Origin of the sequence: Weissella cibaria (assembly GCF_004521965.1) — a bacterium.
Taxonomy (GTDB): domain Bacteria; phylum Bacillota; class Bacilli; order Lactobacillales; family Lactobacillaceae; genus Weissella; species Weissella cibaria_A.
The window spans coordinates 47,059-73,337 of sequence record NZ_SDGK01000045.1 but is presented as its reverse complement, the minus strand read 5'-3'; the positions used below and the strand labels follow the sequence as shown (position 1 = coordinate 73,337).

Below are 26,279 nucleotides of genomic sequence, written 5' to 3'. Positions count from 1 at the left end.
CCCATCAAAGGAAGGTCAAGAAGCCCGCTCAAAGATGCACTACGCTTCAACTTTGGCCGGTATGTCATTCGCAAATGCCTTCTTGGGAATGAACCACGCCTTGGCACACAAGACTGGTGGAGAATTCGGTTTGCCACACGGTTTGGCGATCTCAATTGCCATGAAGCACGTCATTAAGTTCAACGCGGTAACCGGTAACGTTAAGCGTACGCCATTCCCTCGTTACGAGACGTACACGGCTCAAAAGGATTATGCTGATATCGCCCGTTACCTTGGTTTGCAAGGTAAGACCGACGCCGAATTGGTTGATGCTTTGTTGGCTAAGATTGACACGTTGTTCGCCAGTGTTGAAGTACAACCTTCGTTGTCAGCTAACGGTGTTTCAAAGGCTGACTTTGAGAAGTCATTGGACACGTTGCCTGACTTGGTTTACAACGACCAAACGACACCAGGTAACCCACGTCAACCTCGTTTGGAAGAAATCCGTCAAATGTTGAAGGATCAATTCTAAACGGCACATAATTTAAATAATGACAAAACGCCCCAGGTCCGCAGCCATGAACCTGGGGCGTTTTTATGTTGTTAATCTGCGTGTACGATAAATGTGTTAACGCGTGATGTTCGCGAAACGAATTCAGTGACAGAACCTTGCATTAACCGTTCGACGGCGTTCATACCAGTCGCACCGATGACGATTAAATCGACGTCATATTGTGTGGGAATCACTTTGGCAATAATGTTTTTAGGATTGCCAGTTTCGCTTATGACGGTCAAATTAGTGACACCGGCTTGCTTTGCCTCAGTAGCAAATCGTTCTAAGAGTGCTTCACTTTGTGTAATTGCGTTTTCTTCTAACTCATGCGAGTAATGTGCCGCGTCTTTTAATTTATTCGTATCAACCACGTTTAAGATGTACAGGTGGCGTGATGGTGTGTTATTGACAATTTCGACAGCTGTTGCGAAGGCGGCCTCTGATTCCTTTGATCCGTCTACAGGCGCTAAAATATGTTGATAGTTATGGTTTGATTGCATCGCTGATTTCCCTTCAAATTTTTCATTGCCTTTATTGTACACGATTCAAACAAAACCCAGCTATTCACTGTGGAGAAGGGTATAATGATGGGTAAATAAGTTAAAAACGAGGCCAGTAAAATGGAAAATCGAACATTATCAAACAGTGTTGCCATGCCAGTATTGGGGGACGGTATGACACAAGTGCAGGGACCTGAGGTGGTACAAGCGATTACAGACGCCGTTGCAGCGGGGTACCGGTCGATTGATACAGCTGTCATTTATGATAAAGAGGCTGTCATCGGTCAGGGAATTGCGAATCTAATGTCAATCGATCAGATTTATTTCTAACAACCAAGGTTTGGGTGCAGGACATGACTTATGAGGGGGGCAAAGGCGTCAGTAACGCGGTTCCTTGAATTGCTGCAAACGGACTATTTAGATTTGGTGCTATTACACCATCCAATTGGAAATATTTAGGGTGCTTGGCGGGTGTTAGATGAACTATATGGCAAGTCAGTTGGTCATGTAATGTTACAATGCTTATTGCAACGGAGGATTAGTACCATTTCGAAGTCAATGAAGCCAGCACGGATGCGCGATAATTTAAATGTGTTCGATTTTGAATTAACTGAACCAGAAACGGCTGAGATTGCTACAATGAATACCGGGGAAACTTTGTTTGGCGGTTCAGATGATCCGGGCGTTGTACACGTTGAGAAGATGCTGAACTGGACAGTCACACACTAAGATAGGATAACAAGATGGGATTTATTATCATATTGATTTTGGTCGCACTATTTGTGTACACACAATCACGTAAGCGACATCATGACCAGGAGATGCGCCATAAGGCCGACTACCTCGAAGGCAAGTTTGAAGACATCACTAAAAAGTAAACATTAAGCGTCGATTCAGATTAATGAGTTGGCGCTTTTTGCCTATCGTCAGGCGCCAAATTACCCTGTATAATAGACATTGACAGAAAAAATTAGAGAAATAGGAGGCGCGATAAAATATGGATATTGCAGAAATGAAGACGCGCCAGTCTCACATTCGTAACTTTAGTATCGTGGCGCACATTGACCACGGTAAGTCGACGATTTCAGATCGTATTTTGGAAGCAACGCACACGGTTACTGAGCGTGAGATGCAAAATCAATTGTTGGACACGATGGATTTGGAACGTGAGCGTGGTATCACGATTAAGATGAACGCAGTTGAAGTTCACTACAAGGCGAACGATGGCGAGACGTACATCTTCCACTTGGTTGATACACCAGGTCACGTCGACTTCTCCTACGAAGTATCTCGTTCATTGGCTGCGGCTGATGGTGCGATTTTGGTTGTTGACGCCGCCCAAGGTGTCGAAGCCCAAACGTTGGCAAACGTTTACTTGGCATTGGAAAACGACTTGGAAATCTTGCCATTGATCAATAAGATTGACTTGCCAGCTGCTGATCCAGAAGCTGTCCGTGCTGAAATCGAAGATGTTATTGGTATTGATGCATCTGAAGCCGTTTTGGCATCGGCTAAACAAGGTATCGGTATTCCAGAATTGCTTGAGCAAATCGTAGCAAAGATTCCCGCACCTGAGGGGGACTTGGAAGCGCCGTTGCAAGCGTTGATTTTTGACTCAGCCTACGATTCCTACAAGGGTGTTATTTTGACCGTCCGGGTGAAGGAAGGTGTTATGAAGTCGGGTGATAAGATTCGCTTCATGAACTCAGGGGCTGAATACGAAGTCACAGAAGTTGGTGTTAACTCACCACACCCTGTGAAGCGTGATTTCTTGATGGCTGGTGATATTGGTTACGTCGCTGCCTCAATTAAGAACATTCGTGACGCTCGCCCTGGTGATACGATTACGTCAGTTAAGAATCCAGCGGCTGAAGCATTGCCAGGTTACCAACCAATGACGCCAATGGTTTACTCAGGTTTGTATCCAACGGATAACTCAAAGTACAACGACTTACGTGAAGCACTTGAAAAGTTGCAATTGAATGATGCGTCATTGGAATTCGAGCCTGAAACGTCACAAGCATTGGGATTTGGTTTCCGTACTGGATTCTTGGGCTTGTTGCACATGGATGTTGTGCAAGAACGACTTGAACGTGAATTCGATATGGAATTGATCACGACGGCGCCATCTGTAACGTACCACACGTATACAACAGACAGTGAAATGGTTGAAGTGGCTAATCCATCAGAATTGCCTGAAGCTAGTGCTATCAAGTGGATTGAAGAGCCATACGTGCATGCTCAGATTATGGTGCCGAACGAGTACGTTGGGGCAGTTATGGAATTGGCGCAACAAAAGCGTGGTGAATTTGATACGATGGATTACTTGGACCAAAACCGAGTTAACGTGAAGTATTACATTCCGTTGTCAGAAATCATCTTTGACTTCTTCGATAAGTTGAAGTCAAACACGCGAGGTTACGCGTCATTAGATTACGAGATTTCAGGATACCGCCAGTCTGACTTGGTTAAGATTGATATCTTGTTGAATGGTGATAAGGTCGACGCCTTGAGTTTTATCGTGCACAAGGACTTTGCACAAGAACGTTCACGGATTATTACGGCAAAGTTGAAGCAAATTATTCCACGTCGTAACTTTGAAATTCCAGTGCAAGCGGCTATTGGTTCAAAGATTGTCTCACGTTCAACGATTAAGGCTTACCGCAAGGATGTTACGTCGAAGATCCATACAGGTGACCCTGATCGTCGTGCGAAGTTGTTGGATAAGCAAAAGCGTGGTAAGAGGCGCATGAAGGCGGTTGGAACGGTTGATGTACCGCAAGAAGCCTTTATGGCGGTGCTTAAGGCCGAAGACGATACAGAATTTGCAAAGGGTGCCAATCATTAAGCGTGTTTTACGTAACGCCATTCGGAAATTTCTTTGGTTAAGAGTCTACCATTCTTACTGAAGATATGTTATTATATTCAGGTTAAATAAACTGACTCTGGTTCTTATAGATTCAGGGCGATAAGGAGAAACACGATGAAGGCTGATATCCACCCAGAATACCACCAAGTGGTTTTCGTTGATTCAACTACTGGTTACAAGCTATTGACTGGTTCAACTCGTACTTCAAACGAGACGATCGAGTTCGAAGGTGCTGAGTACCCAATGATCCGTGTTGAAGTTACGTCAGATTCACACCCATTCTACACTGGTAAGCAAAAGTTTACTACTGCCGATGGTGCGGTCGACAAGTTCAACAAGAAGTACGGTTTGGCTTAATTTTAAGTGATTCAATACTGAAAAAACATCCAACTTTCGGGTTGGGTGTTTTTTGTGCTGTGGAAATGATAGCTTGATTGGACGGTTTTTTAAATTATTTCAAGGCATTATTTTTTGTGAGTTTCAGTTGTAAAATAATGCTGTTTTAAAGAAAGAAGGGAAAATATTATGGATAAAGTCGCAATTGTTCCTGGTGGTGCGCAAGAAATTGGGGAAGCAGCGGCACGGCGCTTGCACGCTGATGGATTTAAAGTCGCCATTCTAGACTTTAATGAGACGTTAGCTCAACAAGTCGCTTCATCAATCGAGGGGTTGCGACCAAGGTAGATGTTTCAGATAGTGACAGTATGTTTTCTGCAGTTAAGGCAGTTGTTGAACACTATGGTCGCTTAGACATTATGGTTAACAACGCTTGTATTGTTGGTAACCCAGGATTAGGTTTTTACGGGGCAACGAAGTTTGCGGTTCGTAAATTAACGCAAATCGCCACACAAGAACTAGCTGAGTACAAGATTACGGTCAATGCTTATGCACCAGGCGCAGCAGTTACGCCAATGCTAAAGACCGCCGCATATGAAATGGCGGTAGCTGCTGAAAAGTCCGATGAGTGGGCGCTAGAACAATTTGCGACGGGTATTACGTTGGGACGTCTTGCGCAACCAGAAGAAGTGGCCAATGTTATTGCCTTCCTAGCAGGTGCAGATTCAAATTACATCACAGGACAAACAATTATCGTTGATGGTAGTAATATTTTCCACTAAAAAATAAACCGAGTACGTGTTGTGATTAAAACAGCAGTATACTCGGTTTATGTTTATACTAATAAGTTTTTTAAATTAAACAAGCGATAGTTTCAATCATGCCCCGAGTTATCACTATACATAACATAAAGCCTCTTGCTGTGACGGTGGTCAAATACTGAAAAAAGGTGCATACTGATTATTTGTCAAAAATAAGCGGAAGGCGACAGATGTGCGTGCTGAACAATCAGGTGGATGTACAGCGTAATGTTAATGCTATTTACGCGCTAAAAGTAAACACGTTGGCATCCGCTAGATAAAAATAGTGTCGAGCAAGTTTAGTTTGTAAGAGGTATTAAAATGTTTTATCTATTAGGATTACTGGGTGGATTTGCAGCTTCAAACCAAAGCTCAATTACTGCACGTTTGGGTGGTACGTTAAAGTCATTGTTTCGCTGGGCGTGGTATTTTTAGGTTTGCTGTCCTTCATTCAAAATCCACACTTTTTAGGTGATATTGTGGCGTTGATGAAGACTGGTCAGTCTTGATGGATTTACTCAGCTGGAATTTTTTCGATGTTATACCAAATATCGAATATTCTTCTATTTAAGAACATTTGGCTGTAAAAATAGTTGTTTTACCGACGTTGGGGCAAGTAGTGATGGCGATGGTCATCCAAACTTTTGGCTGGGTTCGCGCTGAAACGGTTGCCTTGACTGTCGTGAAGCTTATTGGGGTTATCCTCGTCATTATTTGTGTTTTGGTGGCCGTTGTATTGAGTGCAAGGTTGGAAAATAAGAATGGATCAATGCAAAGTGGATCTGCTTTCTGGCATGTATGGGTATTTTAACGGGAATGTTTGCGTCATTCCAACAAGCCATTACAGGACATCTCGTGTATTTCTTCGCTGACTATGATGAATCAGTTGGTGAATTTGAAATTACGGATAAGTACAAAACATTGTTTAATGCCATGTGGCGAGAACATTTGGCCAAAAAAGTAGACATGAGCGGGAAGTTTTTCCTGCTGGTGACAAAGAGCCGGTAGAATAGCTATTGTTGAGTGTTAACCGACTTGACACTTTTCTCATATAACGTTTAATATTAACCTAATTAAACAATAACCATATACATAAGAGCACCCGTGATTCTAACCAAATTGTGGGTGTTTTTATGTATATATGCATATTTTATGGATATAAGGTTTTGAATTGTATATCTTTGCATACAAACGTGTTTCAAGTGGGTGAAATATGGTATTATATTCAACGTTGCTGTAAACGCAACCTGTAATAAAACAAATAAAGTTATGATTTAAAAAGGAGTCGGGGATGGCTGATAAAAATACGGCACCAGATTCATTACAACGAGGCTTGTCTAAACGACATGTTACGATGATTGCCATTGGTGGCACAATTGGTACGGGATTATTTCTAGGAGCAGGTGATTCGATTAGTTTGACAGGACCATCAATCTTGTTCGTGTACCTATTAACGGGAATTTTTCTTTACATTATGATGCGCGCAATTGGGGAGCTACTCTATGCAGACCCAGATAACAATTCGTTTGTGAGTTTCGTGTCTAAATATTTGGGTCCTGGCGCCGGTCACTTCGTCGGCTGGTCGTACTGGATTACGTTAATTTTACCGGCAATGGCGGAGTTAACGGCGATTGGTAAATATGTCCAATTCTGGATACCAACAGTACCGGCATGGTTAATTGAAATTGTCGTGATGTTACTATTGGGTGGTGTGAACTTAGTTGCGGTTAAATTCTTCGGCGAGGCTGAGTTTTGGTTCTCTTCAATCAAAATCATTGCCATCCTTGGGATTATCATTACCGGAATTTTGATGATGATTACCGGCTTTAAAACACCCGGCGTTCACGGCGGGGTGGTGTCATTTGCAAACATTACCCATCACTTCCAGTTGTTTCCAAATGGTGGCATGAATTTCATGATGGCATTCCCAATGGTATTCTTTGCATTTGTGGGAATTGAATTTGTCGGTTTGATGTCTGCTGAAACAAAAAATCCACGTGAAGTGATGCCGAAGGTGATCAACACGGTGTTGTTCCGTATTTTGGTGTTCTATGTGGGTGCTTTAGCGATTATCATGTCTATTTATGATTGGCATTATTTACCAGCTGATCAAAGTCCATTCGTCTTTATTTTTAAGCTAATTGGGATTGACTGGGCGGCGGCTTTGCTGAACTTTGTGGTTTTGACCGCTGCGATGTCAGCATTAAATACACTGATTTATTCAGCTGGTCGTGATGTCTACGCTTTGGCCCTTGAAAATACTGGCAAATGGCAAGATTACTTCAAGCGCTTGTCAACGAAGGCGATTCCAGCACGCGCGATTTTGTTCTCGGCGATTTTGATTATGTTCACACCAGTGATTAATGCATTGCCAATTTTTGAGTCAGCGTTTAATTTCTTTGCGTCAGCTACGGCAGCGATTACCCTGGTTATTTATAGCTTAATCATGATTGCACACCGCAAGTATCGGGCCAGTGCGGATTTCATTGAAGATGGGTTTAAGATGCCATTTTATAAAGTTGCTAGTCCTTTGACGTTGCTGTTCTTTCTCTTTATCTTTGGGACGTTGTTCTTGGATAAGACAGATACAATCGCTGCGTTAGGCGGCATCGCTTGGACCGTGGGTTATGGCTGGTACAGTTATAAAAAATACGGCATGAAATTCAACTAAATCATATGTGAAAAGGTGGGATGACAATTGTTATCTCACCTTTATTTGTGTTTTTATTAAATTTAGATTAGAATAAACACACGGATTAAACGGGAGGATGCATATGACGACACTGACAGGACAAGATTTGCGCGCATTGCTCAAGGAACAAGCTTTGTTGGAAGAAACTAGGGCTTTAGCGGGCTGGGACCAACTCACCGGTATGCCGAAGGATGCTAGTGATTTTCGCGCAGAATTACAAAGTTATTTAACAGAAAAGTACTTGGGTGTTTCAACAGGGGAGCAAGCTAAGGATCTGGTAGCGTACTTTGCAGTACACGGGGATGAATTGTCAGCCGACGAACAGGCGCTTTTTGCCAAGTTTCAGGAAGACTTCGACCGCGATGCGACTGTGCCGGCTAATGAATACATTGCATTTAATAAGTTGACCTCAACGGCGCAGGACGCTTGGGCAGAGGCCCGCGAACAAGATGATTACGCCATTTATGCGCCATATTTGGCACAGTTAATTGATTTGAAGCGCCGTTTTATTACATACTGGCGTAAAGATGAGGCGACACCATATGATGTGTTGCTCAATCAGTTTGAACCAGGGTTAACCGTTGCCAAGCTAGATACCGTTTTTGCAGAGGTGAAGGCGGGGGTTGTGGCTTTGCGCAATTGCCTGGCAACGGAAGGAACTGAACCGGCAGACGCTTTTCTACAGCGTGAGGTTGCGGTTGAGGACCAGCGGGCATATGTCTGGGATGCGGCCGTTCGCTTAGGTTATGATCCTAATAAAGGTCGATTAGACGATACGGTACACCCGTTTATGCAAGATTTGAATCGTAATGATGCCCGTATTACAACCCGGTGGTCAGCCACTGATTTTCAAATGGCTGTGTTAGGAATATTGCATGAGGCCGGTCACGGTCTCTTTGCACAGAATGTCGCGCCTAAATGGGATTACACACCGTTTAATAAATCAATTGCAATGAGTATTCATGAGTCACAGTCGTTATTTAATGAAGTGATAATTGGCCGCTCAGAAGCCTTCTTACGTCATGAATATCCAATTATGCAGCAAGCTTTCCATGGTGTCTTAGACGATGTTGATTTTGATACGTTCTATAAAGGCTGGATGAAAACACAGGCTAGTCTAATTCGAACGGAAGCTGATCCATTAACGTATCCACTGCATATCATTATTCGTTATGAAATTGAAAAAGCTATTTTTAATGATGACATTGATATTGCGACCTTACCAGCCTTTTGGAATGCGAAGTATGAGGAATACCTAGGTATCCGACCACCATCAGATTTGACAGGTATCTTACAAGATATTCACTGGGCCGGAGGCGATTTTGGCTACTTCCCTTCATATGCCCTTGGCCATTTGTATGCGGCCCAATTCCGTCACGAAATGGCAAAAACCCTTGATATTGACAACCTGCTGGCTGCTGGGAACATCCAACCGTTGTTTGATTGGCGTAAAGCGAATGTTTGGCAGTACGGCGCCTCAAAAACACCGGCCCAAATTTTGTATGCGGCAACGGGCGAGGAACTTAATCCGCAGTATTGGCTTGATTTGCAAACCCAACGATACTTGCAAGCGTACCAAATTTTGGATAACGATTAAAAACATCTCATTTTTCTGTTGACATCTTTTAACGCTTCCCGTAAACTTGGTTCATCGATAGGACGTTATATTGTATGTCAGAGAAGCCACGGTTTGCTGTGAGTGGCGCAGGTGTAACGGCTGAACTATTTACAACCTAATAGCAGTAAAGTGAATTGAGGCGATTAGTCTCGATTAATTTGGGTGGTACCGCGGATTTTGATGATTCGTCCCAGTAATGTGTGTAGACACGTTACTGGGACTTTTTTGTATTGGAGGACTGAAGCATGGGGTATGGACAATAGTTACTGGCGTCGGCGGGTTAATTCGTTATCGACGCTTATGGCAACTAACAAGACACTCGGTAATGAATTAAAGGAGAACGGACGATGAAACAAACAGAGACGCCTCGATTTGGGCACGCATTAATCCTCGTTATTTTATTAGTTATTATTTTTGGTGGTAGCATTATTGGCCTCGGCTTATCACCGTACGTACCGTTGCTAATTAGTCTGTTAGCAACAATGATTTTTGCCAAACTACGTCGCGCCACTTGGGACGATATTCAAACCCAGTTACTGGCCGGTATTCAAACGGCATTAGCACCGTTGTTTTTGTTCTTGTTGATTGGTATGTTGATTGCCCTATGGATGGGCACAAATGTCATTCCGACCATGCTGTGGTTGGGGTTCAACATCGCCAACGCTGCTTGGTTCTTGCCAAGTACTTTGTTGGTGACAGCGATTGTTGGCTCGATGATTGGGTCCGCTTTTACAACGCTAGCCACGGTTGGGGTGGCGTTGATGGGTGTTGGCACAGCGATGGGATTTTCACCAGCGTTGGTTGCCGGGGCAGTATTGTCGGGTGCTATTTTTGGTGATAAAAGTTCACCATTGTCAGATTCAACCAATCTGGCTTCGTCCATTGCAGAGACAGATTTGTTTGCACACATTAGAAACTTGATGTGGACAACGTTGCCGGCTTTGGTTGTGTCATTGATCATTTTTATTGTGTTAGGAACGGGGCATGCTGGGGCATCCGCTGCTGAATTGCACCATCTTGCTGGTTTACTAACGCCAACATGGTGGACAGTAGTGCCATTGGTATTGTTAGTCGGAATGGCCTGGGGGAAAATTCCAGCAATTCCAACCCTGTTGGTGAACGTGGGTGTCACAGGCGCTTACTTCCTACTGAATCATAATATGACGACGCTAGCCGATGTTTTGCTAAACGGTTTCAAAACTGCAGCTAAGAACGACATGTTGCAGTCACTTTTGAATCGGGGTGGTATGCTGGCGATGATGCCAACGGTGATTATTATCATGCTGGCTTTGGCACTTGGTGGCTTGTTGACCGAACAGAAAATCTTACAAGCTGTGATGATGCCACTTGCAAACCGCATTAAACATGCCGCTGGTGTGATTACAGGGACGATTGTGACTGGAATTGCGGCGAACTTCATGATTGGTGAACAATACTTGGCAACGATTCTCCCAGGCCAATTATGGAAACAAGCTTTCGACCGTGTGGGCTTGTCACGCTTGGCATTAGGACGTTCAGTTGAAGATTCGGGAACGGTGGTAAACTACTTGGTGCCATGGGGTGTTGCAGGAAGTTTTGCCGCCCAAACCTTAGGCGTGCCAGTGCACGTGTTTGCACCGTTTGTATTCTTCTCATTGTTGTCACCAATCTTTTCATTGTTATCAGCTTGGACAGGTATTGGTATTAAAAAACATGATGCCTAAATAATAAAAGCGACCGGAATTTTTCCTGGTCGCTTTTATTATTTTTTTATGTGTTCCGAAGCCCTGAATACCTGGGATAATGCTGGTCATTTTACTCGCTTATGAATGGCTTGTAAGGCAAGCTGGTGGGCGCCTTGGTTTTGACGGTCGGGAATCCAGGTTGTTAAAACGATTGGATAACGATCGAGCAGTGTCATTAAACGGTCAATCTGGGACGGATAATGTTTGGCGTAAGATTTACCAATGCTATCAGCAACCAATTTAGAATCAGTATAGAACATGACCGTGTCGCCCGCATCGGCTATTGTCGCCAAATGTTCAAAGGCTAGGATGGTGGCGGCAAATTCAGCTTCATGGTTGGTCATGTCACCTAAATATTCATATTGCTGGCTTTGGGTGCCATCTCGGACAATGACAATGCCGGCACCAGTTGGACCAGGGTTACCCTGGGTCGCTGCGTCAGCATACAACTTGATTAACATGACAAATACCTCTGCTTTCATTATACTAAAGAATAGTATAAACGTCCGAAAGGAGACGTGTTAGTCATGAAGGGTTACTACCAACCAGCAGGATTAATTGGCTGGGTAAGCTGGGCATGGATTGTGATGATCGCATTATTCGGCGGTATCATGTGGCTCGAGGTCACACATTTGAATGTCTGGACGTACTGGTCATTTGGTGTCTTTCTTGTGATTGCCGGGGCGGTAATTTTCCGTCGTCGGGTTTATCTCGATGATGATGCGCTACGCTTCCCACCGATTGTGGGAATCCACACAGAAAAAATTCATTTTGCAGATATGCGATTTGTACAATTTACAAAGCATACAGTCATGTTTAGTCATGATGGTGAACAATACAGTTATTGGATGAATGCGAGGTTTTTACGAGCGTTCAAGGCAAAGATTGAAGGAAAAAACGAAAACATATGAGTGAAGAAACGTTAGTGATTACTGACCAAACTGGCCGTCTTGATAAAGTGGTGGCTGATGCGTTTGATGATTATACGCGTACGCAAGTTACGGGTTGGATAAATGAGGGCATTTTAACGGTGAATGGGGCCGTTAAGAAGGCGAAGTATAGTGTTAAGCCAAATGACGAAATCAAATTTACGGTGCCTGAAGCGGTCGAAATTGACTTGCAACCCGAGGATATTCCGCTTGATATCGTGTATGAAGATGACGATTTGTTAGTTGTTAACAAGCCGCAAGGGATGGTTGTGCACCCTGCATTGGGTCATGAATCAGGCACGTTGGTGAACGCGTTGATGTTTCACACGCCATTGTCGACAATTAATGGTGTGGTACGTCCTGGTATCGTGCACCGGATTGATAAGGATACCTCGGGGTTGCTGATGGTTGCGAAGAACGATAAAGCACATGAATCTTTGTCTGCGCAATTGAAGGATAAGAAAAACTTGCGTCAATATTATGCCTTGGTGCATGGTGAATTCGTTGAAAACGAGGGGACTATTAAGGCGCCACTTGGCCGATCATCCGCTGACCGCAAGAAGCAAGCTGTCGTTGCTGGTGGCCGTGATGCTGTGACGCATTTCAAGGTTGTAAAACGCTTCGTTGGGTACACACTACTGCAAGTAACCCTTGAAACTGGACGTACGCACCAAATTCGTGTGCATATGGCCTATATTGGTCATCCAGTTGCTGGCGATCCATTGTATGGACCCAAGAAGACGTTACCAGGTAATGGTCAATATTTGCACGCGGCTACGTTGGGGCTCACGCAACCAACGACCGGGGAAGATATGACGTTTGAAGCGCCATTGCCAGACTACTTTACAGCGATGTTGGATCAGCTTGACCCATATGCTGAGATTACAGATTAATCAACAATTAAGCGAATATTCGTGCTAGAATGAAGATATCTTCTTAAAGACATCCAGAGAGGTGACTAGGGGGTAACGCAACGAATGAGTTTAATTTAGGCGTTACCTGTTTTTTATAGGTAACGCCTTTTTGTTATAGCAAAATAAAAAACTTGAAAAGGATATCCATTATGGCTAAGGAAATTGTTGACGCAATGGCGATGCAACGTGCACTGACGCGTATTACGTATGAGATTATCGAAAAGAATAAGGGGATTAACAACCTGGTGATTGTGGGCATAAAGACGCGTGGTGTCTTTATCGCCGAGCGTATTGCGCAACGATTACAGCAACTTGAAAATGCCCAAATTCCAGTGGCGCAGTTGGATATTTCAACCTACCGTGATGATGCAACTGATCGGGGTTCGAAGGCAGAGTTGGATATTGATATCGATGGTAAGCGCGTTATTTTGGTCGATGATGTGCTCTATACTGGTCGAACGATTCGTGCCGCTTTGGATGCGTTGATGGATAATGGCCGTCCGGCTGTAGTTAATTTGGCAGTGTTAGTGGATCGTGGTCACCGTGAGTTGCCAATTCGCGCGGATTTTGTTGGTAAGAATATTCCAACTGCAGCGGCCGAACGTATTAATGTGAATGTCACTGAAATCGACGGTGTTGATTCAGTTGAAATTCGTTAGGACCCGCTTATTTGACGGAAAGGAGGGATCGCTATCCATTGCGATAGCGGGAACGACGTCATGACGAAACGTTATTTAATTTTGCAGGATGGTACCGTATATGCTGGTGAAGCGTTTGGGGCCCCCGCAACAACTTTTGGTGAAATTGTCTTTCATACCGCAATGACTGGTTACCAGGAAGTCATCACCAATCCGATTTATCACAATCAAATTGTGATGTTTACCTCACCAACGATTGGGGCAGCGGGCATTAATCATCGAGCTGATGAGTCGATTGTGCCAACAGTGAAGGGGGTTATTGTCCGTGAAATTGCCGATGTGTCAACCAATCGGCTGCGGTCGATGAGTTTACACGACTATTTAAAGCGACACAATGTTCCAGGTATTTCACAAATTGATACGCGTGCATTGGCCCGTCACTTGCGCAAAACAGGCACGCAAAAGGCATCAATTGTTGATGTACCAGACGAACACGCGTTTGACCAATTACGGGCCATGGTGTTGACGACCCGCCAAGTTGCACAAGTTTCAACACCCAAAGCCTATGCTAATCCAGGGCGTGGCGCAAACGTGGTGGTACTTGATTTTGGTTTAAAAAATGGCATTCTCCGTATGTTGAATGATTTCGATGCGAATGTGACGGTATTACCATATAATGCCACTGCTGATGAAGTAGCTAATCTTGATCCTGATGGAATTGTGTTGTCATCTGGTCCAGGTGACCCACGTCAAATTCCAGATGAAACGTTCAATATTATTCGCCAATTCCAAACCAGGGTGCCTCTTTTCGGGATTGGACTTGGACACGAACTATTTGCGATTGCGAATGGGGCCACTTTGCAGCAAATGCCAGTTGAACACCATGGCATGAATCATCCAATTCGCGAGCAAATCACGAGTCAAATTATGTTTGCCACCCAGGGGCAGGGCTACGCGGTTAATCCGGATTCTGTACGGGAAACTGATATGTTCGTGACCCATATTGATATGACGGATGGTGTGGTACAAGGACTACGTCACCGAGATTATCCGGCTTTTAGTGTGCAATTTTTCCCAGATACAGCCCCAGGTCCCTTTGAAGCAACACAAGCATTTGATGAATTTATGGAAATGGTGACGGCACGACGAGGAGGATGGCTTTCATGACCGAGCGAATTTTAATAATCGGTGGTTCAGCGAATGACTTTGGTCGTGAAACTGAAAGTGATGCAGCCAGTTACCAAGTGGTTGATGGCATGGTGAAGCGGGGACATCAAATTGTGATTGCTGATGACAATCCTTATGGTTTTACAACCGAACGTGAGAATATAAGGGTCATTGAAACACAGTTAACTGCCCCAAATTTGGTTAAAGTGATTGTTGAAGAACATATTACGGCGATGGTGGCATCAGTCGGTGGCTTAACAGCGGTTCGCCTGAGTGCTGAAATTTTACAAATTTTAGGCAACGATGCGCCGAAAGTGTTGGGGATGACATTGCCTGTGATGCAAGCCGCCCAAAATACGAAATATTTACAGGAGCGGTTGACCCAATTAAAGTTGCCAGCTGTTCAAACCCGTTTAGCTAGCAATGTTAGTGAAGCATTTGATGCGGCGCGCGATTTTGATTTTCCAGTGGTTGTTCGGTCAGTTGCACCAGTTGGTCAAACTATTCGTTTACAGGTTGAGGATGCCGAAGAGTTAGAAGGAGCAGCTGAAACGGCGTTAAATCGATCATTAACCCATCAAGTAAACGTGGATAAAAGTATTCGTGGCTACCAGGAAATTGCAATGGTGGTGGTTCGTGATCGAATGGATACGACCTTGCTAATTGGTGGTGTCGAAGATATGGATCCAGTCGGTATTCACTCAGCCGATTCAATTGCAATTACACCTGTGCAAACGTTGCCTGATCCCATGTTCCAAACTTTGCGCGATGCGGCATTTACGGTGGCCCGTGGTTTTAACGTCCAAGGTCTGCTCGAAGTGCGCTTCGCTGTTAACCCGGCCAACGAAGAATTTGTTATCACGCGAGTAACACCGTACTTTGATCGCACGTCTGCAATGGTTGTCACGGCGACAGGTTATCCATTGGTACCGGTAATTACAGGATTGATGGTTGGCGAGAGTTTGACTTCAGTTCGGATTCCCTCAATTTATACTGATCATACAGCCTTGCTAGAGCCCACAATGGACCATATTGTCATTCGTTTTCCAGTGTTTGCATTTGGTGAACTTGAGACAGCTGGTATTAAGACTGAAAATCGGTTAGATACGGTTCAAAAGTCAGTTGGGGCAACAATTGGTGTGGGGCGCAGTGTTGAAGAAGCATTGGAAAAAGCGATTCGAGCAGCACACTTTAATAACCGTAATTTTTCACCAACATTGATGAACGCGTTAACGGATAACGAGATTGTTGAGCAGTTAATTCACCCACGTGATAATCGAATTTTGGTTTTACTTGAGGCTTTGCGACGGGGATATACTGTTGATGAATTGGCAGAATTAACTAAAATTAATGCTTTTTATTTCTATAAATTGCAACGACTTAATAATCTGGAGCAGGCTGTGAAATATAATCCGTGGGAAGCGGATGTGCTCCAACAAGCCAAGTATTACGGCTTGTCAGACGGGTTAGTTGCTAAATTATGGGATGAAAAGTACGAAGCGGTGCGCCGTTATCGTTGGGATAATGGTATTTTACCAACCTACAAGGCGTTTGAACCATCGGCAGGTGAGTTTGAAGAGTCGGTCTCACAGTTTTATTCGACTTTTGAATCCGAAAACGAAAGTGAGCGATTGGGTGACGATTCAGCTTTGATTATCGGAACTGGTGCCTTTCGCTTAGGTGATGGTGCGGCGGCATCATATGTGATAGCGACAGTGGCTGATGAGCTTCGTAGTCGAGGGTTAAAAACAATTTTGATGAATAATAATCCGACTGATTTGACTTTCATACCGCAATTAGGCGATAAGCAATATTATGAACCGCTTGAAATTTCAGATGTGATGAATGTGATTGAAATTGAACAGCCAACCCGTGTTTTCGTCCCTGGTAATCGCATTAAGTTGATTACTCAGTTACGTAAGATGGGTATCAATGTGCAAGTGATTGCTAAGGAAAAATACTTACCAAGTAGCATGCTGAGTGAAGGTGAACAGACGGTCGTTAATTATTTCTATGACGGGGTCGAATTGCACATCATTGGTATTGGACATCAAGATAATGGTGGCATTTTATTAGATCAGTCTGCAATGACGCCTTCGTTATGGGAAACCTTACCCCGGCCGGAACTTGAAATCGACACGCCGGGAATGTACCAATTAATTGTTGATCGGTTACCAATAGATGGTGAGATTACCGCGGCTGATATCCGGCCCATGCCTTTCACACATATTGCCTTTCTAGATAAGGTGACGGGTGTATCATGGTTGCGACTGGTTATTCGCTATATGCTTGGAACGCCATCTGCGGCTGATGAACAGTTGGTTGATCAACTCATGACACTACAATGGCGTCTTAAAACGGCACGTCTGCGGTATCGTGATGCGGATTTTGCTGAACATCTCAATACAACGCAACCCTTAGACAATGGGCGCTTTGCAATGGGCGCAACGTATCAGGTACTATAAGCAAACTTAAAGATAGTATGGTAAACTGATACACATAATAAATTTTTGAAAGAAGGAATTTTTCCATGTGGAAGAAAGTAGTGGCTATTTTGGTTGTCGTTGCGGCAGCCTTGGGATTGGCTGTTTGGGGCGTAGGCCCTAAGTCAATCGCAACTACCGATTCAGGAAGTATTTCGCAAGCGGATTACTACAAGAAGTTAAAGAGCACCACTGAAGGACAGCAACAATTGGCTAACATGATTATCCACAAGGTGTTGGATAAGAAGTATGGTGACAAGGTATCGGCAAAGGCAATTACAAAGCAATATGATGACGTGAAGGCGCAATACGGTTCACAGTTCTCAACGGCTTTGGCTAACAACGGTATGACTGAAGACTCATTTAAGGAATCTTTGGAGTTGCAAGCTTTGGAGAAGGCAGCGGTTGAAGCAAACTCAAAGTTTACGACAAAGCAACTAAAGGAACAATACAAGAACTACACGCCTAATGTGAATGTTTCTGTTATCTTGGTATCTTCAGAAGACGAAGCCAAGGATATGATTTCTAAGTTGGACGATGGTGATAAATTCGCCACGTTGGCTAAGAAGTACTCAACAGACTCTTCAACAAAGGACAAGGGTGGTAAGATGGACGCCTTTGATTCAACCAACACAACATTGGAGGACAACTTTAAGACGGCTGCTTTCAAGTTGAAGAAGGGTGAATACACAAAGACGCCTGTTAAGTCAGATACGTACTCAGGTTACTTTGTCATTAAGATGGATTCACGTGAGGACAAGAAGTCATTCACAACTTTGAAGTCTAAGATGAAGGAAATTTTGGTGACAAACGAGATGTCTGATTCATCAAAGGTGCAAGCAATTATTGGTAACGAATTGGCTAAGGCTAACGTTAACATTAAGGATTCACAATTGAAGAATGTTTTGGCAACTTACACGCAAGCCGCTGCAACTGCTAAGGCTGCTAAGACGTCATCTTCTTCATCTGAATCTTCATCAAGTGCAAGTTCAAGTGAAGCAAGCTCAAGTTCAGCAGCTTCATCTGAATCTTCAGATAAGTAAACTAAAAGAGACTGGAATTTTCGGTTCAAAGTCAAATGGCACTGATGACCGGTAAAATTTAATGTTTTGAACCTTGCTTAGGCAGCTGACTTCACATTGTTGAGATTAGCTGCCTTTTGCTTATAGTTCATCAGAGATCACCAGTAGGCCGTCGATAACTTCTTTAAATCGAGTGCGGTTCCGTGCTTCATAAGTAGTTTCCAGAACCGTTTTAGTTGGCGATACTCTTTGCTATCTAATCCGAATTGCTTCATAACGCTGACTCGAACCTTATTGAGTTCGCGGTATGCTTGAGTTACAACGTGAAATCTGTCAGCCACGATGTTTGCGTTTGGAAACAGTTCCATAATCATGGCTCGGTAAGGGGTAAATAAGTCTACCATTATGGTTTTAACGGTAGCTCGAGCTGCTGGACTGTATTGGTTGAAATAGGCTCGGAGCTGACCAGCGCCACAATCCTTCATGACATCTAGAATACGATGGTTCACTGAATCGATTAAAATCATGCTCATTCCGCTAGTTGCGAACTTACCTGATTTGAAGTCATCGAACGCGATGTGCTTTTGACTAACGTCTTCACTTAGTTCCATTGCCGCGTTTTGTTTAACCTTATCGATGATATGGTTGTTTGGTTGAATGTCAGTGAGGTGTGCAATGGACATGTATCCACATTTCTTGCATAGGAATTTTTGCTTTCGAATTCTATAGTTTTGAAACTTGAAGGCGCTACGTGGCCCTTTATGAGTAACCATTTTGGTACCGTTGTTAACGATTGGAGTTCCACACTTTTCACAGCTGGTAACGTATGTCAGAAGGAGGTTCCAAGTGACTGTATCTGTTCCATTGCGGTTAGCTTCATTGAAGTGTTGTTCTGATTTTGGATCAAACTGGATATTTGGGTCTGTTAATCCAATTAAAATTCTGATATCGTTATCCATGTTAAAATATCCTTTCGTGGTTATTTTTGGACATACTGGTTGTAACCGGGCTGTCCTTTTTTTATTTTTACACCAATATTTTAGAACCGAATTTTCTGTTCTCTTTTTTCATGCGCTAAAAATAAAACATTTTTGAATCGCCTTGAAATATCATTCGGAAATAATGTACAATAATTAATGTTAAAAACGTTTCGTTCGCGTTTACGAGTTTGAGAGGGGTTATATTATGATTGATCGCTACGCGCGACCTGAAATGCGTCACATTTGGTCTTTGGAAAATCAGTACCAATCGTGGTTGGATGTTGAAATTGCCGTGACAGCGGGCTGGGTAGCAGAGGGCCACGTTCCTGAGGCAGACTTAGCAGCTATTCGGGCGAGTGCTCGCTTTGATGCCGCTCGCATTGCGGAGATTGAAGCGACAACCCGCCATGACATGGTAGCGTTTACTCGAAATGTGTCTGAATCATTGGGTGAAGAACGGAAGTGGATTCATTATGGTTTGACGTCGACTGACGTTGTCGATACAGCGCAAGCCTTACGCCTACGCCAGGCAAATGAGGTTATCAAAGCAGATTTGGTGGCATATCGTGATATTTTGGGTGAACTCGCCCTTCGTTATAAAGACACTGTGATGATGGGTCGAACTCACGGTGTACATGCTGAACCAACAACGTTTGGTTTGAAGATGGCCCGTTTCTATCAGGCAGCCAAGCGTGACATTGATCGCTTTGAACGAGTGGCCGAGATGGTTGAGACTGGCAAGCTATCAGGGGCCGTGGGTACGTTTGCGAACGTACCACCGACCGTTGAAGAAGTTGCGATGAACGAGTTGGGCTTGTCGCCCCAACCTGTTGGATCCCAAGTGTTACCACGCGATTTGCACGCCGATTACATGACGACGATTGCCTTAATCGGAACGACCTTAGAAGAAGTTGCCACGGAAATTCGTGGGCTGCAACGTTCTGAAATTCATGAAGTTGAAGAAGGCTTTAAGGGTGGCCAAAAGGGGTCTTCGGCCATGCCGCACAAACGTAATCCGATTGGATCTGAAAATATCGTTGGCTTGTCACGTGTGCTTCGTGGTTATTCAGTTACGGCGATGGAAGATGTTACGCTATGGCATGAACGTGATATTTCACATTCGAGTGCGGAACGTATTATTTTGGCAGATAGTACAACGGTTCTAGATTATATGTTGCACCGCTTGACAGGTATCTTGGCTAATTTGCAAGTTTTCCCTGAAACAATGAAGACAAATATGACCCGTACGTATGGTTTGATTTATTCACAGCGTTTGTTGTTGAAATTGGTAGATGCAGGAATGTCACGTGAAGCGGCATATGATACTGTACAACCATTGACGGCGAAGTCTTGGGATGAACAAAAACAGTTCCGTGATTTGGTGGATGCCGATCCAACCATTCAAAGTAAACTGATGGCAGCCGAAGTTGATGACGCATTCGATTATCATTGGCATCTTAAGCATGTTGATGACATCTTTAAGCGGGTCGGGTTACAGTAATTTCCCAAATGGCTAATCTTCAAATGTTTTTGGTAGCGCTTTCTTCTGAGTTCAGGTATGATTTAAGCAATCACAGATATGGAGGAATTTACTGATGGCATTAGAAGATCAAGTAAAAGGCAAGTTCGATGAAGTCTCAGGTAAGACCAAGGAAGTTGCTGGTGCAGCAACTGGTGATGCAAAGCTAGAGGCTGATGGAAAGGCCCAAGGTTTAACTGGTAAGGCGCGTGAAGCGCTAGGGGATTTGAAGGACAAGGCCGAGGATGCGGTAGATAATCTGAAGGACAAGTTCGATAAGAAGGATTAACAAGTACGGGACACGCTATAAATTATGAGCGTGTTTTTATTTATTTTTTTGTAAGTGGATGAATAAATATTGAATAAATTGTGAACACGTCATTATCACGTTACGCAGAAAACGCCCAAAAACAGGCGTTTTCTGCGTTTTTTGTGTTAATTGTAAATGGGGTATACGCATATTTATTGGAGAAGTCGTGTTGACAATTCGATGAAAGTAAAATAATATTTGAATATCGAATATTTCGATATTCGAAATACTTTCTGGAAGGAGCGGGACTATGGCGGTTTTGAGAACCATGGAAATTATGGATTTGATTCCAAATCGTTATCCAATTTTATACATGGATTACGTTGATGAGATGGTGCCTGGCGAGTCATTGATTGCGACAAAGAATGTCACTATTAATGAACAGTTCTTTCAAGGACACTTTCCAGGTAATCCAGTTATGCCTGGAGTACTAATTATTGAGTCGCTTGCACAAGCGGCATCGATTCTGATTTTGTCATCACCGCAGTTCGTTGGTAAGACGGCTTACATGACGGGTATTGATAATGCCAAGTTCAAGCGCATGGTTAAACCAGGTGACGTCTTGAAGTTACACGTAGAATTCGGTAATCTGAGAGAGAACATGGGAACAGTAAACGTCAAGGCAATGGTAGATGGCAAGTTAGCAACTAGTGCTGAACTGATGTTTGTTGTTTCACCTGAAGAGCAATCGGCAGAAAATGCCAAGAGTGAGACGGAGAAGTAAGTATGGTAGCTAGTGAAGAAGCATCATTCGAACAGATTAATGAGGCATTGGTCAACGTATTTAATAACGTTGTGTGGATTGAGGAAGCCTCATTACGCGAATCAAAATTCAATGACATCACGATTAAAGATATGCACACGATTGCGGCAATCTCGATGTATGAGACCCGGACCGCATCGCAAGTTGCAGAAATGGTGCACTTAACACCAAGTGCGATGACGAGTGTTATTGATAAATTAGTCAAAAAGGGCTACGTCGAACGTCATCGTGATGACAATGATCGACGGGTTGTCCATTTGGTGCTGACTCACAACGGACGTACAGTTTTCCGTGCCCACGAGGCTTTTCACCGCGGTATGGCGCACTCGTTATTTGATTCTCTATCTGACGATGAAACCGAGGCGGTGAAAAAGGCCGTACTTAATTTGCAAGAATATCTTCACGAGCTAATCCAGTTCTAAGAGAGGGCGATATGGAAAGATTTACCATCGTCCAGTCAGCGCGAGTCGTGCCAGAAAGGGTCGTAACTAATGATGAGTTAGCGACATTTATGGATACATCCGATGAATGGATTCAACCGCGTACCGGCATTCGCCAACGGCATATCGTAACGACTGAGGATACGAGTGATTTAGCTGTTGGTGTTGCAACAAAACTATTGAATCAAGCTGGTTTAACAGCTGATCAATTAGATTTCATTTTAGTGGGAACAATGTCTCCTGACACGTTATCACCAAGTGTGGCACAAATTGTGCAAGGAAAGATTGGCGCTACGAACGCTTTCGCTTGGGATCTAAGCGCGGCATGCTCAGGGTTTGTTTATACGCTGAGTATGGCGAGCGCGTTGTTAACGACACGTTATCGACACGGTTTAGTTATTGGAGCAGAGGTCTTAAGTAAGTTAGTTGATTGGGATGACCGATCAACAGCCGTGTTGTTTGGTGACGGTGCGGCCGGGGTTTTGCTTGAACGTACCGTAGCAGAAACAGGCTTACTAGCGGAATCATTGAAAACCTTTGGTGAACGATCAGAATTCCTGACGGCTGGTCAACAACGAAACGCAAATTATTTTGCGGGTGAGTTAAAGGTTACTGATCAGTATTTTAAGATGAATGGTCGTGAAGTGTATAATTTCGCGACACGCGAAGTGCCGGCGGTCTTAAACGAGGCGCTTGCAAAAGCAGGCCTCACACCTGATGAGATTGATTATTATCTGTTGCATCAGGCAAATGGACGAATCGTTAGCAGCATTGCGAAGCGATTCGGTCAGCCGATCGAAAAGTTTCCAACGAACATGGCGTTCTATGGTAATACTAGTGCAGCTAGTATCGGTATTTTACTTGATGAACTGCGTGAAGCTGGGACGATTAAGCCTGGGCAAACAATTGCGATTGCCGGGTTTGGTGGTGGCTTAACGGTTGGTGCCTTGATTATTAAGGTGTAGTGTAGTTTATTTAACCATTTTTGTATATGACCTATACATTTAAATTATCCAATTATTAAATTATTAAACAAAAGAAATAGAGGACAATAACATGACTGAAGCAGAAATTTTGAACAAGGTAACTGAAATCTTGGTAGACCAATTTGACTTGGAAGATGGCGAAGTTAAGCCTGAAACGAACTTAACGGAAGACATCGACGCAGATTCATTGGATTTGTTTGAAGTGTTGAACCGTGTGGAAGACGACTTCGACATTAAGTTGGCTGTTGCTGAAGAAATCCAAACGGTACAAGACTTGGTTAACAAGGTAGCTGCACAAGTTAACGCCTAAATATTCAGCACCAAGAGAAAGGAACCACAAAATGAGCGTTAAGCTAAATAATCCATTATTTGAAAAGTTGGGTATGAAGTACCCTATCATCCAAGGCGGAATGGCCTGGGCGGGTACGGGACATCTTGCTGGTGCCGTCTCTGAGGCTGGAGGTTTGGGAATTATCGGAACAGGTTATTGGAAGGCTGACAAGGTGCGTGAAGAAATTCGTCGTGCCCGTGAAGTGACTGATAGGCCGTTTGGTGTCAATGTGATGTTGCTATCACGCCACATCCGTGAAGTTTTCGATGTCATTATCGAAGAAGGTGTGCAAGTTGTGGCAACCGGTGCAGGTGATCCATCACCGTTTATTGAAGAGTTGCACAGCCACGATATCCTGGTTATCCCGGTCGTTCCATCTGTTGGCTTGGCTAAAATGATGGAAAAGAAGGGTGTTGATGCGGTTGTTGCCGAAGGAATGGAGTCAGGTGGTCACATTGGTATGTTGACGACGATGACGTTGGTTCCACAGGTGGTTGACGCGTTGAACATTCCGGTTATTGCGGCAGGTGGGATTGCAGATGGTCGTGGTGTTACTGCGGCCTTCATGCTAGGTGCCTCTGGTGTTCAAATGGGAACACGCTTCTTGGCTTCAGCTGAGTCGGAGGTCCACGAAAACTTTAAGAATGCTGTTGTGAAAGCAAAGGATATCGATACGCTTGTGACGGGGGAGTTACTCGGTAACCGTGCCCGTGTCTTGAAGACTAAGATGTCAAAGAACTTTGTCAAGCAAGAGCGCATTGAAATTACGAAGCCAAAGCCAGATGCAGATGCAATCGAAGAACTTGAGAATGGGTCTCTTCGTCGAGCAGTGCTTGATGGTGATAAAGAAAATGGGGCCTTCATGGCTGGCCAAATTTCAGGAATGATTCATGAGATAAAGCCAGTGGCTGAAATTCTAGAAGATGTTTGGTCACAAGCTGAAGATTTGCTGAAGTAACCAAACAACGAGGTAAAAAACATGAAACTAGGACTATTGATGAGCGGGCAAGGGGCTCAACAAGTTGGTATGGGTGCCGATTTGTATGCCACTCTACCTAAATATCAAGAAACAATCGACCATGCGAGTGAACTACTTGGCTACGATGTGATGACCACTATTGTGAATAGTGAAGATAACATCAAGCAAACGAAGTACACACAACCTGCTATTTTGGCAATGAGCATGGGTATCTACAACGCTTTGTCAGATGTGATGCCTGAACCAGCCGGTGCATTGGGCCTGAGTTTGGGTGAGTACAGTGCATTAACAGCCGCTGGGTCAATGACATTTGAACAAGGTATGGCCATTATTAAGGATCGTGGTGCGTACATGCAAGACGCCGGTGATGCAAACCCAGGTAAGATGGTTGCCGTAATGACGGATGATCAAGACTTGGTTGTTGCAACGCTTGAAAAATTGCGAGCTACGGGAAAGCGCGTGTACCCAGCGAACTTTAACACGTTCAATCAATTGGTCATTGGTGGAATCGAAGCAGATGTTGATGAGGCAATGGTCGCATTGACGGAAGTCGGTGTTTCACGCATAGTCGAATTGCCAGTTTCAGGTGCATTCCACACACCATTGTTGCAAACGGCGGTTGATCAACTAGCAGATCGTTTAACGGATGAAACGTTTAGTACACCAGCATTTGCAGTGTACTCAAATACAACGGGCCAAAAGTTTGACGATGTTAAAGCAACTTTGTTAAAGCAGATTACGTCACCAACTTATTTCGCACAAGCATTGCAAGCGATGGTTGATAATGGCGTTGATACGCTAATTGAGTTTGGACCAAGTGATACCTTGATGAAATTCGCAAAGAAAATCGTTGGTAAAGATATCAGGCGCTACTGCGTTAAGGATTTGGCTTCATTTAATGAGGTTCGCAATATGTTGATTGCGGCACAGGAGACAGTGTAATGGATTTAACAAACAAAAATGTGTTAATCACAGGATCAACGCGTGGTATTGGCTTAGCGGTTGCAAAAGCCTTTGATGCGGCTGGAGCTCGGGTGATTTTGCACGGCCGTTCGGCCGTTAGACCAGACATGATGGCTGAATTTGGTGAGAACACACTAGCTATTACAGCGGATATTGCTGATGAGGAAAGCGTTAATAACGCCCTTGCGGGTTTGTTTGAAGAAATTGTCGGCATTGATATTTTGATTAACAATGCTGGAATTGTTGACGACAAATTGACAATGGGCATGAAGCCAAGTGAATTTGCCAACGTTGTGAATACAAACTTAAACGGAACGTTTAATGTGACACAGCCAATCTTTAAAAAGATGTTGCGTGCCCGCTCAGGAAATATCATTAACATGGCATCTGTTGTGGGGCTGATGGGAAATGTTGGACAAGCAAATTACGCAGCGTCAAAGGCTGGTATTGTTGGTTTGACAAAGTCATTGGCTAAAGAAGGTGCAATGCGTGGCATTCGGGTTAATGCAATTGCACCCGGCATGATTGTATCAGACATGACAGATGCGTTGTCTGACAAGGTTAAGGAACAGGTCCTAGAGGCTGTGCCTTTGAAGCGTTTTGGAAACGCGACGGAAATCGCACAAACTGCCTTGTTCTTGGCTCAAAACGATTACATCACTGGCCAAACTATTACGGTCGATGGTGGATTGTACATCTAAGGAAAACGGATACGACTTAATGCACTTATTCTTTTACAACTTATTAATAAGTCGTATCCAAGCTTTAGGAAAGTAGAGGAGAA

General features: G+C 43.8%; 28 protein-coding genes and 2 pseudogenes. 27 read left to right on the top strand and 3 right to left on the bottom strand.

What is annotated here, in order from left to right; genetic code table 11:
• Window positions 1–511 (top strand): annotated as a pseudogene (locus EST42_RS06735) (iron-containing alcohol dehydrogenase); the annotation flags it as partial.
• 71 nt (window positions 512–582) lie between these two features.
• On the opposite strand, the gene EST42_RS06730 reads toward EST42_RS06735, so the two are convergent.
• Window positions 583–1,032, bottom strand: a complete 450-nt coding sequence (locus EST42_RS06730; protein ID WP_134644771.1) for a universal stress protein — start codon at window positions 1,030–1,032, stop codon at window positions 583–585.
• A gap of 120 nt (window positions 1,033–1,152) precedes the next feature.
• Here EST42_RS06730 and EST42_RS11150 point away from each other — a divergent pair, with 120 nt between their 5' ends.
• From EST42_RS11150 to EST42_RS06685, 11 genes and pseudogenes are all read left to right on the top strand, one after another.
• The gene (locus EST42_RS11150) at window positions 1,153–1,362 is read left to right on the top strand and encodes an aldo/keto reductase (RefSeq protein ID WP_245150424.1); all 210 of its coding nucleotides are present in this window, start codon (window positions 1,153–1,155) and stop codon (window positions 1,360–1,362) included.
• A 141-nt stretch (window positions 1,363–1,503) separates the two neighbouring features.
• Window positions 1,504–1,761, top strand: coding sequence for an aldo-keto reductase family protein (locus EST42_RS11145; RefSeq protein WP_245150423.1), 258 nt, complete (start codon window positions 1,504–1,506; stop codon window positions 1,759–1,761).
• Window positions 1,762–1,775: 14 nt separating this feature from the next.
• Window positions 1,776–1,910: a hypothetical protein gene (locus tag EST42_RS11435; protein ID WP_280633883.1), complete on the top strand. Its 135-nt coding sequence runs from the start codon at window positions 1,776–1,778 to the stop codon at window positions 1,908–1,910.
• Window positions 1,911–2,029: 119 nt separating this feature from the next.
• Window positions 2,030–3,880: a translation elongation factor 4 gene (lepA, locus tag EST42_RS06720; RefSeq protein ID WP_134644770.1), complete on the top strand. Its 1,851-nt coding sequence runs from the start codon at window positions 2,030–2,032 to the stop codon at window positions 3,878–3,880.
• Window positions 3,881–4,015: 135 nt separating this feature from the next.
• On the top strand, window positions 4,016–4,258 hold the full coding sequence (locus EST42_RS06715; protein WP_134644769.1) for a type B 50S ribosomal protein L31: 243 nt from the start codon (window positions 4,016–4,018) through the stop codon (window positions 4,256–4,258).
• A gap of 168 nt (window positions 4,259–4,426) precedes the next feature.
• Window positions 4,427–5,019: pseudogene (locus EST42_RS06710) on the top strand (SDR family oxidoreductase).
• A gap of 595 nt (window positions 5,020–5,614) precedes the next feature.
• Entirely contained in the window at window positions 5,615–5,848 is a 234-nt protein-coding gene (locus EST42_RS06705; protein ID WP_280633882.1) for a DMT family transporter, read from the top strand.
• The gene (locus EST42_RS06700) at window positions 5,836–6,045 is read left to right on the top strand and encodes a hypothetical protein (protein WP_134644767.1); all 210 of its coding nucleotides are present in this window, start codon (window positions 5,836–5,838) and stop codon (window positions 6,043–6,045) included. Before EST42_RS06705 ends, EST42_RS06700 begins: the two co-directional genes overlap by 13 nt.
• Window positions 6,046–6,328: 283 nt before the next feature.
• A complete protein-coding gene (locus EST42_RS06695) occupies window positions 6,329–7,708 on the top strand; it encodes an amino acid permease (protein ID WP_134644766.1) in 1,380 nt (459 codons plus the stop codon).
• A 103-nt stretch (window positions 7,709–7,811) separates the two neighbouring features.
• Window positions 7,812–9,326, top strand: a complete 1,515-nt coding sequence (locus tag EST42_RS06690; RefSeq protein ID WP_134644765.1) for a carboxypeptidase M32 — start codon at window positions 7,812–7,814, stop codon at window positions 9,324–9,326.
• Between the two features lie 368 nt (window positions 9,327–9,694).
• On the top strand, window positions 9,695–11,050 hold the full coding sequence (locus EST42_RS06685) for a Na+/H+ antiporter NhaC family protein (protein ID WP_134644764.1): 1,356 nt from the start codon (window positions 9,695–9,697) through the stop codon (window positions 11,048–11,050).
• An 86-nt stretch (window positions 11,051–11,136) separates the two neighbouring features.
• Here EST42_RS06685 and EST42_RS06680 read toward each other — a convergent pair whose 3' ends face one another.
• Complete coding sequence (locus EST42_RS06680) at window positions 11,137–11,532, bottom strand: ribonuclease HI family protein (protein ID WP_134644763.1); 396 nt, start codon at window positions 11,530–11,532, stop codon at window positions 11,137–11,139.
• Between the two features lie 66 nt (window positions 11,533–11,598).
• Between EST42_RS06680 and EST42_RS06675 the strand changes: the two genes are divergently transcribed.
• The 6 genes from EST42_RS06675 to EST42_RS06650 all read left to right on the top strand — a co-directional run bounded on the left by EST42_RS06675 (window position 11,599) and on the right by EST42_RS06650 (window position 18,245).
• A complete protein-coding gene (locus EST42_RS06675; protein WP_134644762.1) occupies window positions 11,599–11,982 on the top strand; it encodes an EbsA family protein in 384 nt (127 codons plus the stop codon).
• Window positions 11,979–12,893: an RluA family pseudouridine synthase gene (locus EST42_RS06670; protein WP_108730165.1), complete on the top strand. Its 915-nt coding sequence runs from the start codon at window positions 11,979–11,981 to the stop codon at window positions 12,891–12,893. The genes EST42_RS06675 and EST42_RS06670 overlap by 4 nt, the downstream gene beginning before the upstream one ends.
• Window positions 12,894–13,063: 170 nt before the next feature.
• The gene (pyrR, locus tag EST42_RS06665; protein ID WP_010374194.1) at window positions 13,064–13,573 is read left to right on the top strand and encodes a bifunctional pyr operon transcriptional regulator/uracil phosphoribosyltransferase PyrR; all 510 of its coding nucleotides are present in this window, start codon (window positions 13,064–13,066) and stop codon (window positions 13,571–13,573) included.
• A gap of 60 nt (window positions 13,574–13,633) precedes the next feature.
• Window positions 13,634–14,719 (top strand): carbamoyl phosphate synthase small subunit, encoded by a 1,086-nt coding sequence (locus EST42_RS06660; protein ID WP_134644761.1) that lies wholly within the window; start codon window positions 13,634–13,636, stop codon window positions 14,717–14,719.
• Window positions 14,716–17,184 carry an ATP-binding protein gene (locus EST42_RS06655; RefSeq protein WP_134644760.1) on the top strand — a complete coding sequence of 823 codons (2,469 nt, stop codon included), beginning with the start codon at window positions 14,716–14,718 and terminating at the stop codon, window positions 17,182–17,184. Before EST42_RS06660 ends, EST42_RS06655 begins: the two co-directional genes overlap by 4 nt.
• 65 nt (window positions 17,185–17,249) lie before the next feature.
• Window positions 17,250–18,245: a peptidylprolyl isomerase gene (locus EST42_RS06650; RefSeq protein WP_134644759.1), complete on the top strand. Its 996-nt coding sequence runs from the start codon at window positions 17,250–17,252 to the stop codon at window positions 18,243–18,245.
• Window positions 18,246–18,382: 137 nt separating this feature from the next.
• Here the strand turns inward: EST42_RS06650 and EST42_RS06645 are convergent, their stop codons facing one another.
• Window positions 18,383–19,183, bottom strand: a complete 801-nt coding sequence (locus EST42_RS06645) for a transposase (protein ID WP_134644758.1) — start codon at window positions 19,181–19,183, stop codon at window positions 18,383–18,385.
• A gap of 226 nt (window positions 19,184–19,409) precedes the next feature.
• Between EST42_RS06645 and purB the strand changes: the two genes are divergently transcribed.
• The 9 genes from purB (at window position 19,410) to EST42_RS06600 (ending at window position 26,196) form a co-directional block, all read left to right on the top strand.
• Window positions 19,410–20,705, top strand: coding sequence for an adenylosuccinate lyase (purB, locus tag EST42_RS06640; protein ID WP_134644757.1), 1,296 nt, complete (start codon window positions 19,410–19,412; stop codon window positions 20,703–20,705).
• 94 nt (window positions 20,706–20,799) lie between these two features.
• Window positions 20,800–21,012, top strand: coding sequence for a CsbD family protein (locus EST42_RS06635; protein WP_134644756.1), 213 nt, complete (start codon window positions 20,800–20,802; stop codon window positions 21,010–21,012).
• Window positions 21,013–21,283: 271 nt separating this feature from the next.
• Window positions 21,284–21,757 (top strand): 3-hydroxyacyl-ACP dehydratase FabZ, encoded by a 474-nt coding sequence (gene fabZ / locus EST42_RS06630; protein WP_134644755.1) that lies wholly within the window; start codon window positions 21,284–21,286, stop codon window positions 21,755–21,757.
• Window positions 21,758–21,759: 2 nt separating this feature from the next.
• Window positions 21,760–22,218, top strand: a complete 459-nt coding sequence (locus tag EST42_RS06625) for a MarR family winged helix-turn-helix transcriptional regulator (protein ID WP_134644754.1) — start codon at window positions 21,760–21,762, stop codon at window positions 22,216–22,218.
• A gap of 11 nt (window positions 22,219–22,229) precedes the next feature.
• A complete protein-coding gene (locus EST42_RS06620; protein WP_134644753.1) occupies window positions 22,230–23,201 on the top strand; it encodes a beta-ketoacyl-ACP synthase III in 972 nt (323 codons plus the stop codon).
• 91 nt (window positions 23,202–23,292) lie between these two features.
• Window positions 23,293–23,532 carry an acyl carrier protein gene (locus tag EST42_RS06615; protein ID WP_010374178.1) on the top strand — a complete coding sequence of 80 codons (240 nt, stop codon included), beginning with the start codon at window positions 23,293–23,295 and terminating at the stop codon, window positions 23,530–23,532.
• 31 nt (window positions 23,533–23,563) lie between these two features.
• Window positions 23,564–24,511: a DUF561 domain-containing protein gene (locus tag EST42_RS06610; protein ID WP_134644752.1), complete on the top strand. Its 948-nt coding sequence runs from the start codon at window positions 23,564–23,566 to the stop codon at window positions 24,509–24,511.
• Between the two features lie 21 nt (window positions 24,512–24,532).
• Window positions 24,533–25,474 (top strand): ACP S-malonyltransferase, encoded by a 942-nt coding sequence (locus EST42_RS06605; protein WP_134644751.1) that lies wholly within the window; start codon window positions 24,533–24,535, stop codon window positions 25,472–25,474.
• A complete protein-coding gene (locus tag EST42_RS06600; protein WP_134644750.1) occupies window positions 25,474–26,196 on the top strand; it encodes a 3-oxoacyl-ACP reductase family protein in 723 nt (240 codons plus the stop codon). Before EST42_RS06605 ends, EST42_RS06600 begins: the two co-directional genes overlap by 1 nt.
• Window positions 26,197–26,279 lie beyond the last annotated feature (83 nt).

Bases quoted from the DNA above. Each gene is read 5' to 3' on its own strand.
- EST42_RS06730 (WP_134644771.1), bottom strand. From the start codon at position 1,032: ATGCAATCAAACCATAACTATCAACATATTTTAGCGCCTGTAGACGGA.
- EST42_RS11150 (WP_245150424.1), top strand. From the start codon at position 1,153: ATGGAAAATCGAACATTATCAAACAGTGTTGCCATGCCAGTATTGGGG.
- EST42_RS11435 (WP_280633883.1), top strand. From the start codon at position 1,776: ATGGGATTTATTATCATATTGATTTTGGTCGCACTATTTGTGTACACA.
- lepA (WP_134644770.1), top strand. From the start codon at position 2,030: ATGGATATTGCAGAAATGAAGACGCGCCAGTCTCACATTCGTAACTTT.
- EST42_RS06715 (WP_134644769.1), top strand. From the start codon at position 4,016: ATGAAGGCTGATATCCACCCAGAATACCACCAAGTGGTTTTCGTTGAT.
- EST42_RS06700 (WP_134644767.1), top strand. From the start codon at position 5,836: ATGGGTATTTTAACGGGAATGTTTGCGTCATTCCAACAAGCCATTACA.
- EST42_RS06695 (WP_134644766.1), top strand. From the start codon at position 6,329: ATGGCTGATAAAAATACGGCACCAGATTCATTACAACGAGGCTTGTCT.
- EST42_RS06690 (WP_134644765.1), top strand. From the start codon at position 7,812: ATGACGACACTGACAGGACAAGATTTGCGCGCATTGCTCAAGGAACAA.
- EST42_RS06685 (WP_134644764.1), top strand. From the start codon at position 9,695: ATGAAACAAACAGAGACGCCTCGATTTGGGCACGCATTAATCCTCGTT.
- EST42_RS06680 (WP_134644763.1), bottom strand. From the start codon at position 11,532: ATGTTAATCAAGTTGTATGCTGACGCAGCGACCCAGGGTAACCCTGGT.
- EST42_RS06675 (WP_134644762.1), top strand. From the start codon at position 11,599: ATGAAGGGTTACTACCAACCAGCAGGATTAATTGGCTGGGTAAGCTGG.
- EST42_RS06670 (WP_108730165.1), top strand. From the start codon at position 11,979: ATGAGTGAAGAAACGTTAGTGATTACTGACCAAACTGGCCGTCTTGAT.
- pyrR (WP_010374194.1), top strand. From the start codon at position 13,064: ATGGCTAAGGAAATTGTTGACGCAATGGCGATGCAACGTGCACTGACG.
- EST42_RS06660 (WP_134644761.1), top strand. From the start codon at position 13,634: ATGACGAAACGTTATTTAATTTTGCAGGATGGTACCGTATATGCTGGT.
- EST42_RS06655 (WP_134644760.1), top strand. From the start codon at position 14,716: ATGACCGAGCGAATTTTAATAATCGGTGGTTCAGCGAATGACTTTGGT.
- EST42_RS06650 (WP_134644759.1), top strand. From the start codon at position 17,250: ATGTGGAAGAAAGTAGTGGCTATTTTGGTTGTCGTTGCGGCAGCCTTG.
- EST42_RS06645 (WP_134644758.1), bottom strand. From the start codon at position 19,183: ATGGATAACGATATCAGAATTTTAATTGGATTAACAGACCCAAATATC.
- purB (WP_134644757.1), top strand. From the start codon at position 19,410: ATGATTGATCGCTACGCGCGACCTGAAATGCGTCACATTTGGTCTTTG.
- EST42_RS06635 (WP_134644756.1), top strand. From the start codon at position 20,800: ATGGCATTAGAAGATCAAGTAAAAGGCAAGTTCGATGAAGTCTCAGGT.
- fabZ (WP_134644755.1), top strand. From the start codon at position 21,284: ATGGCGGTTTTGAGAACCATGGAAATTATGGATTTGATTCCAAATCGT.
- EST42_RS06625 (WP_134644754.1), top strand. From the start codon at position 21,760: ATGGTAGCTAGTGAAGAAGCATCATTCGAACAGATTAATGAGGCATTG.
- EST42_RS06620 (WP_134644753.1), top strand. From the start codon at position 22,230: ATGGAAAGATTTACCATCGTCCAGTCAGCGCGAGTCGTGCCAGAAAGG.
- EST42_RS06615 (WP_010374178.1), top strand. From the start codon at position 23,293: ATGACTGAAGCAGAAATTTTGAACAAGGTAACTGAAATCTTGGTAGAC.
- EST42_RS06610 (WP_134644752.1), top strand. From the start codon at position 23,564: ATGAGCGTTAAGCTAAATAATCCATTATTTGAAAAGTTGGGTATGAAG.
- EST42_RS06605 (WP_134644751.1), top strand. From the start codon at position 24,533: ATGAAACTAGGACTATTGATGAGCGGGCAAGGGGCTCAACAAGTTGGT.
- EST42_RS06600 (WP_134644750.1), top strand. From the start codon at position 25,474: ATGGATTTAACAAACAAAAATGTGTTAATCACAGGATCAACGCGTGGT.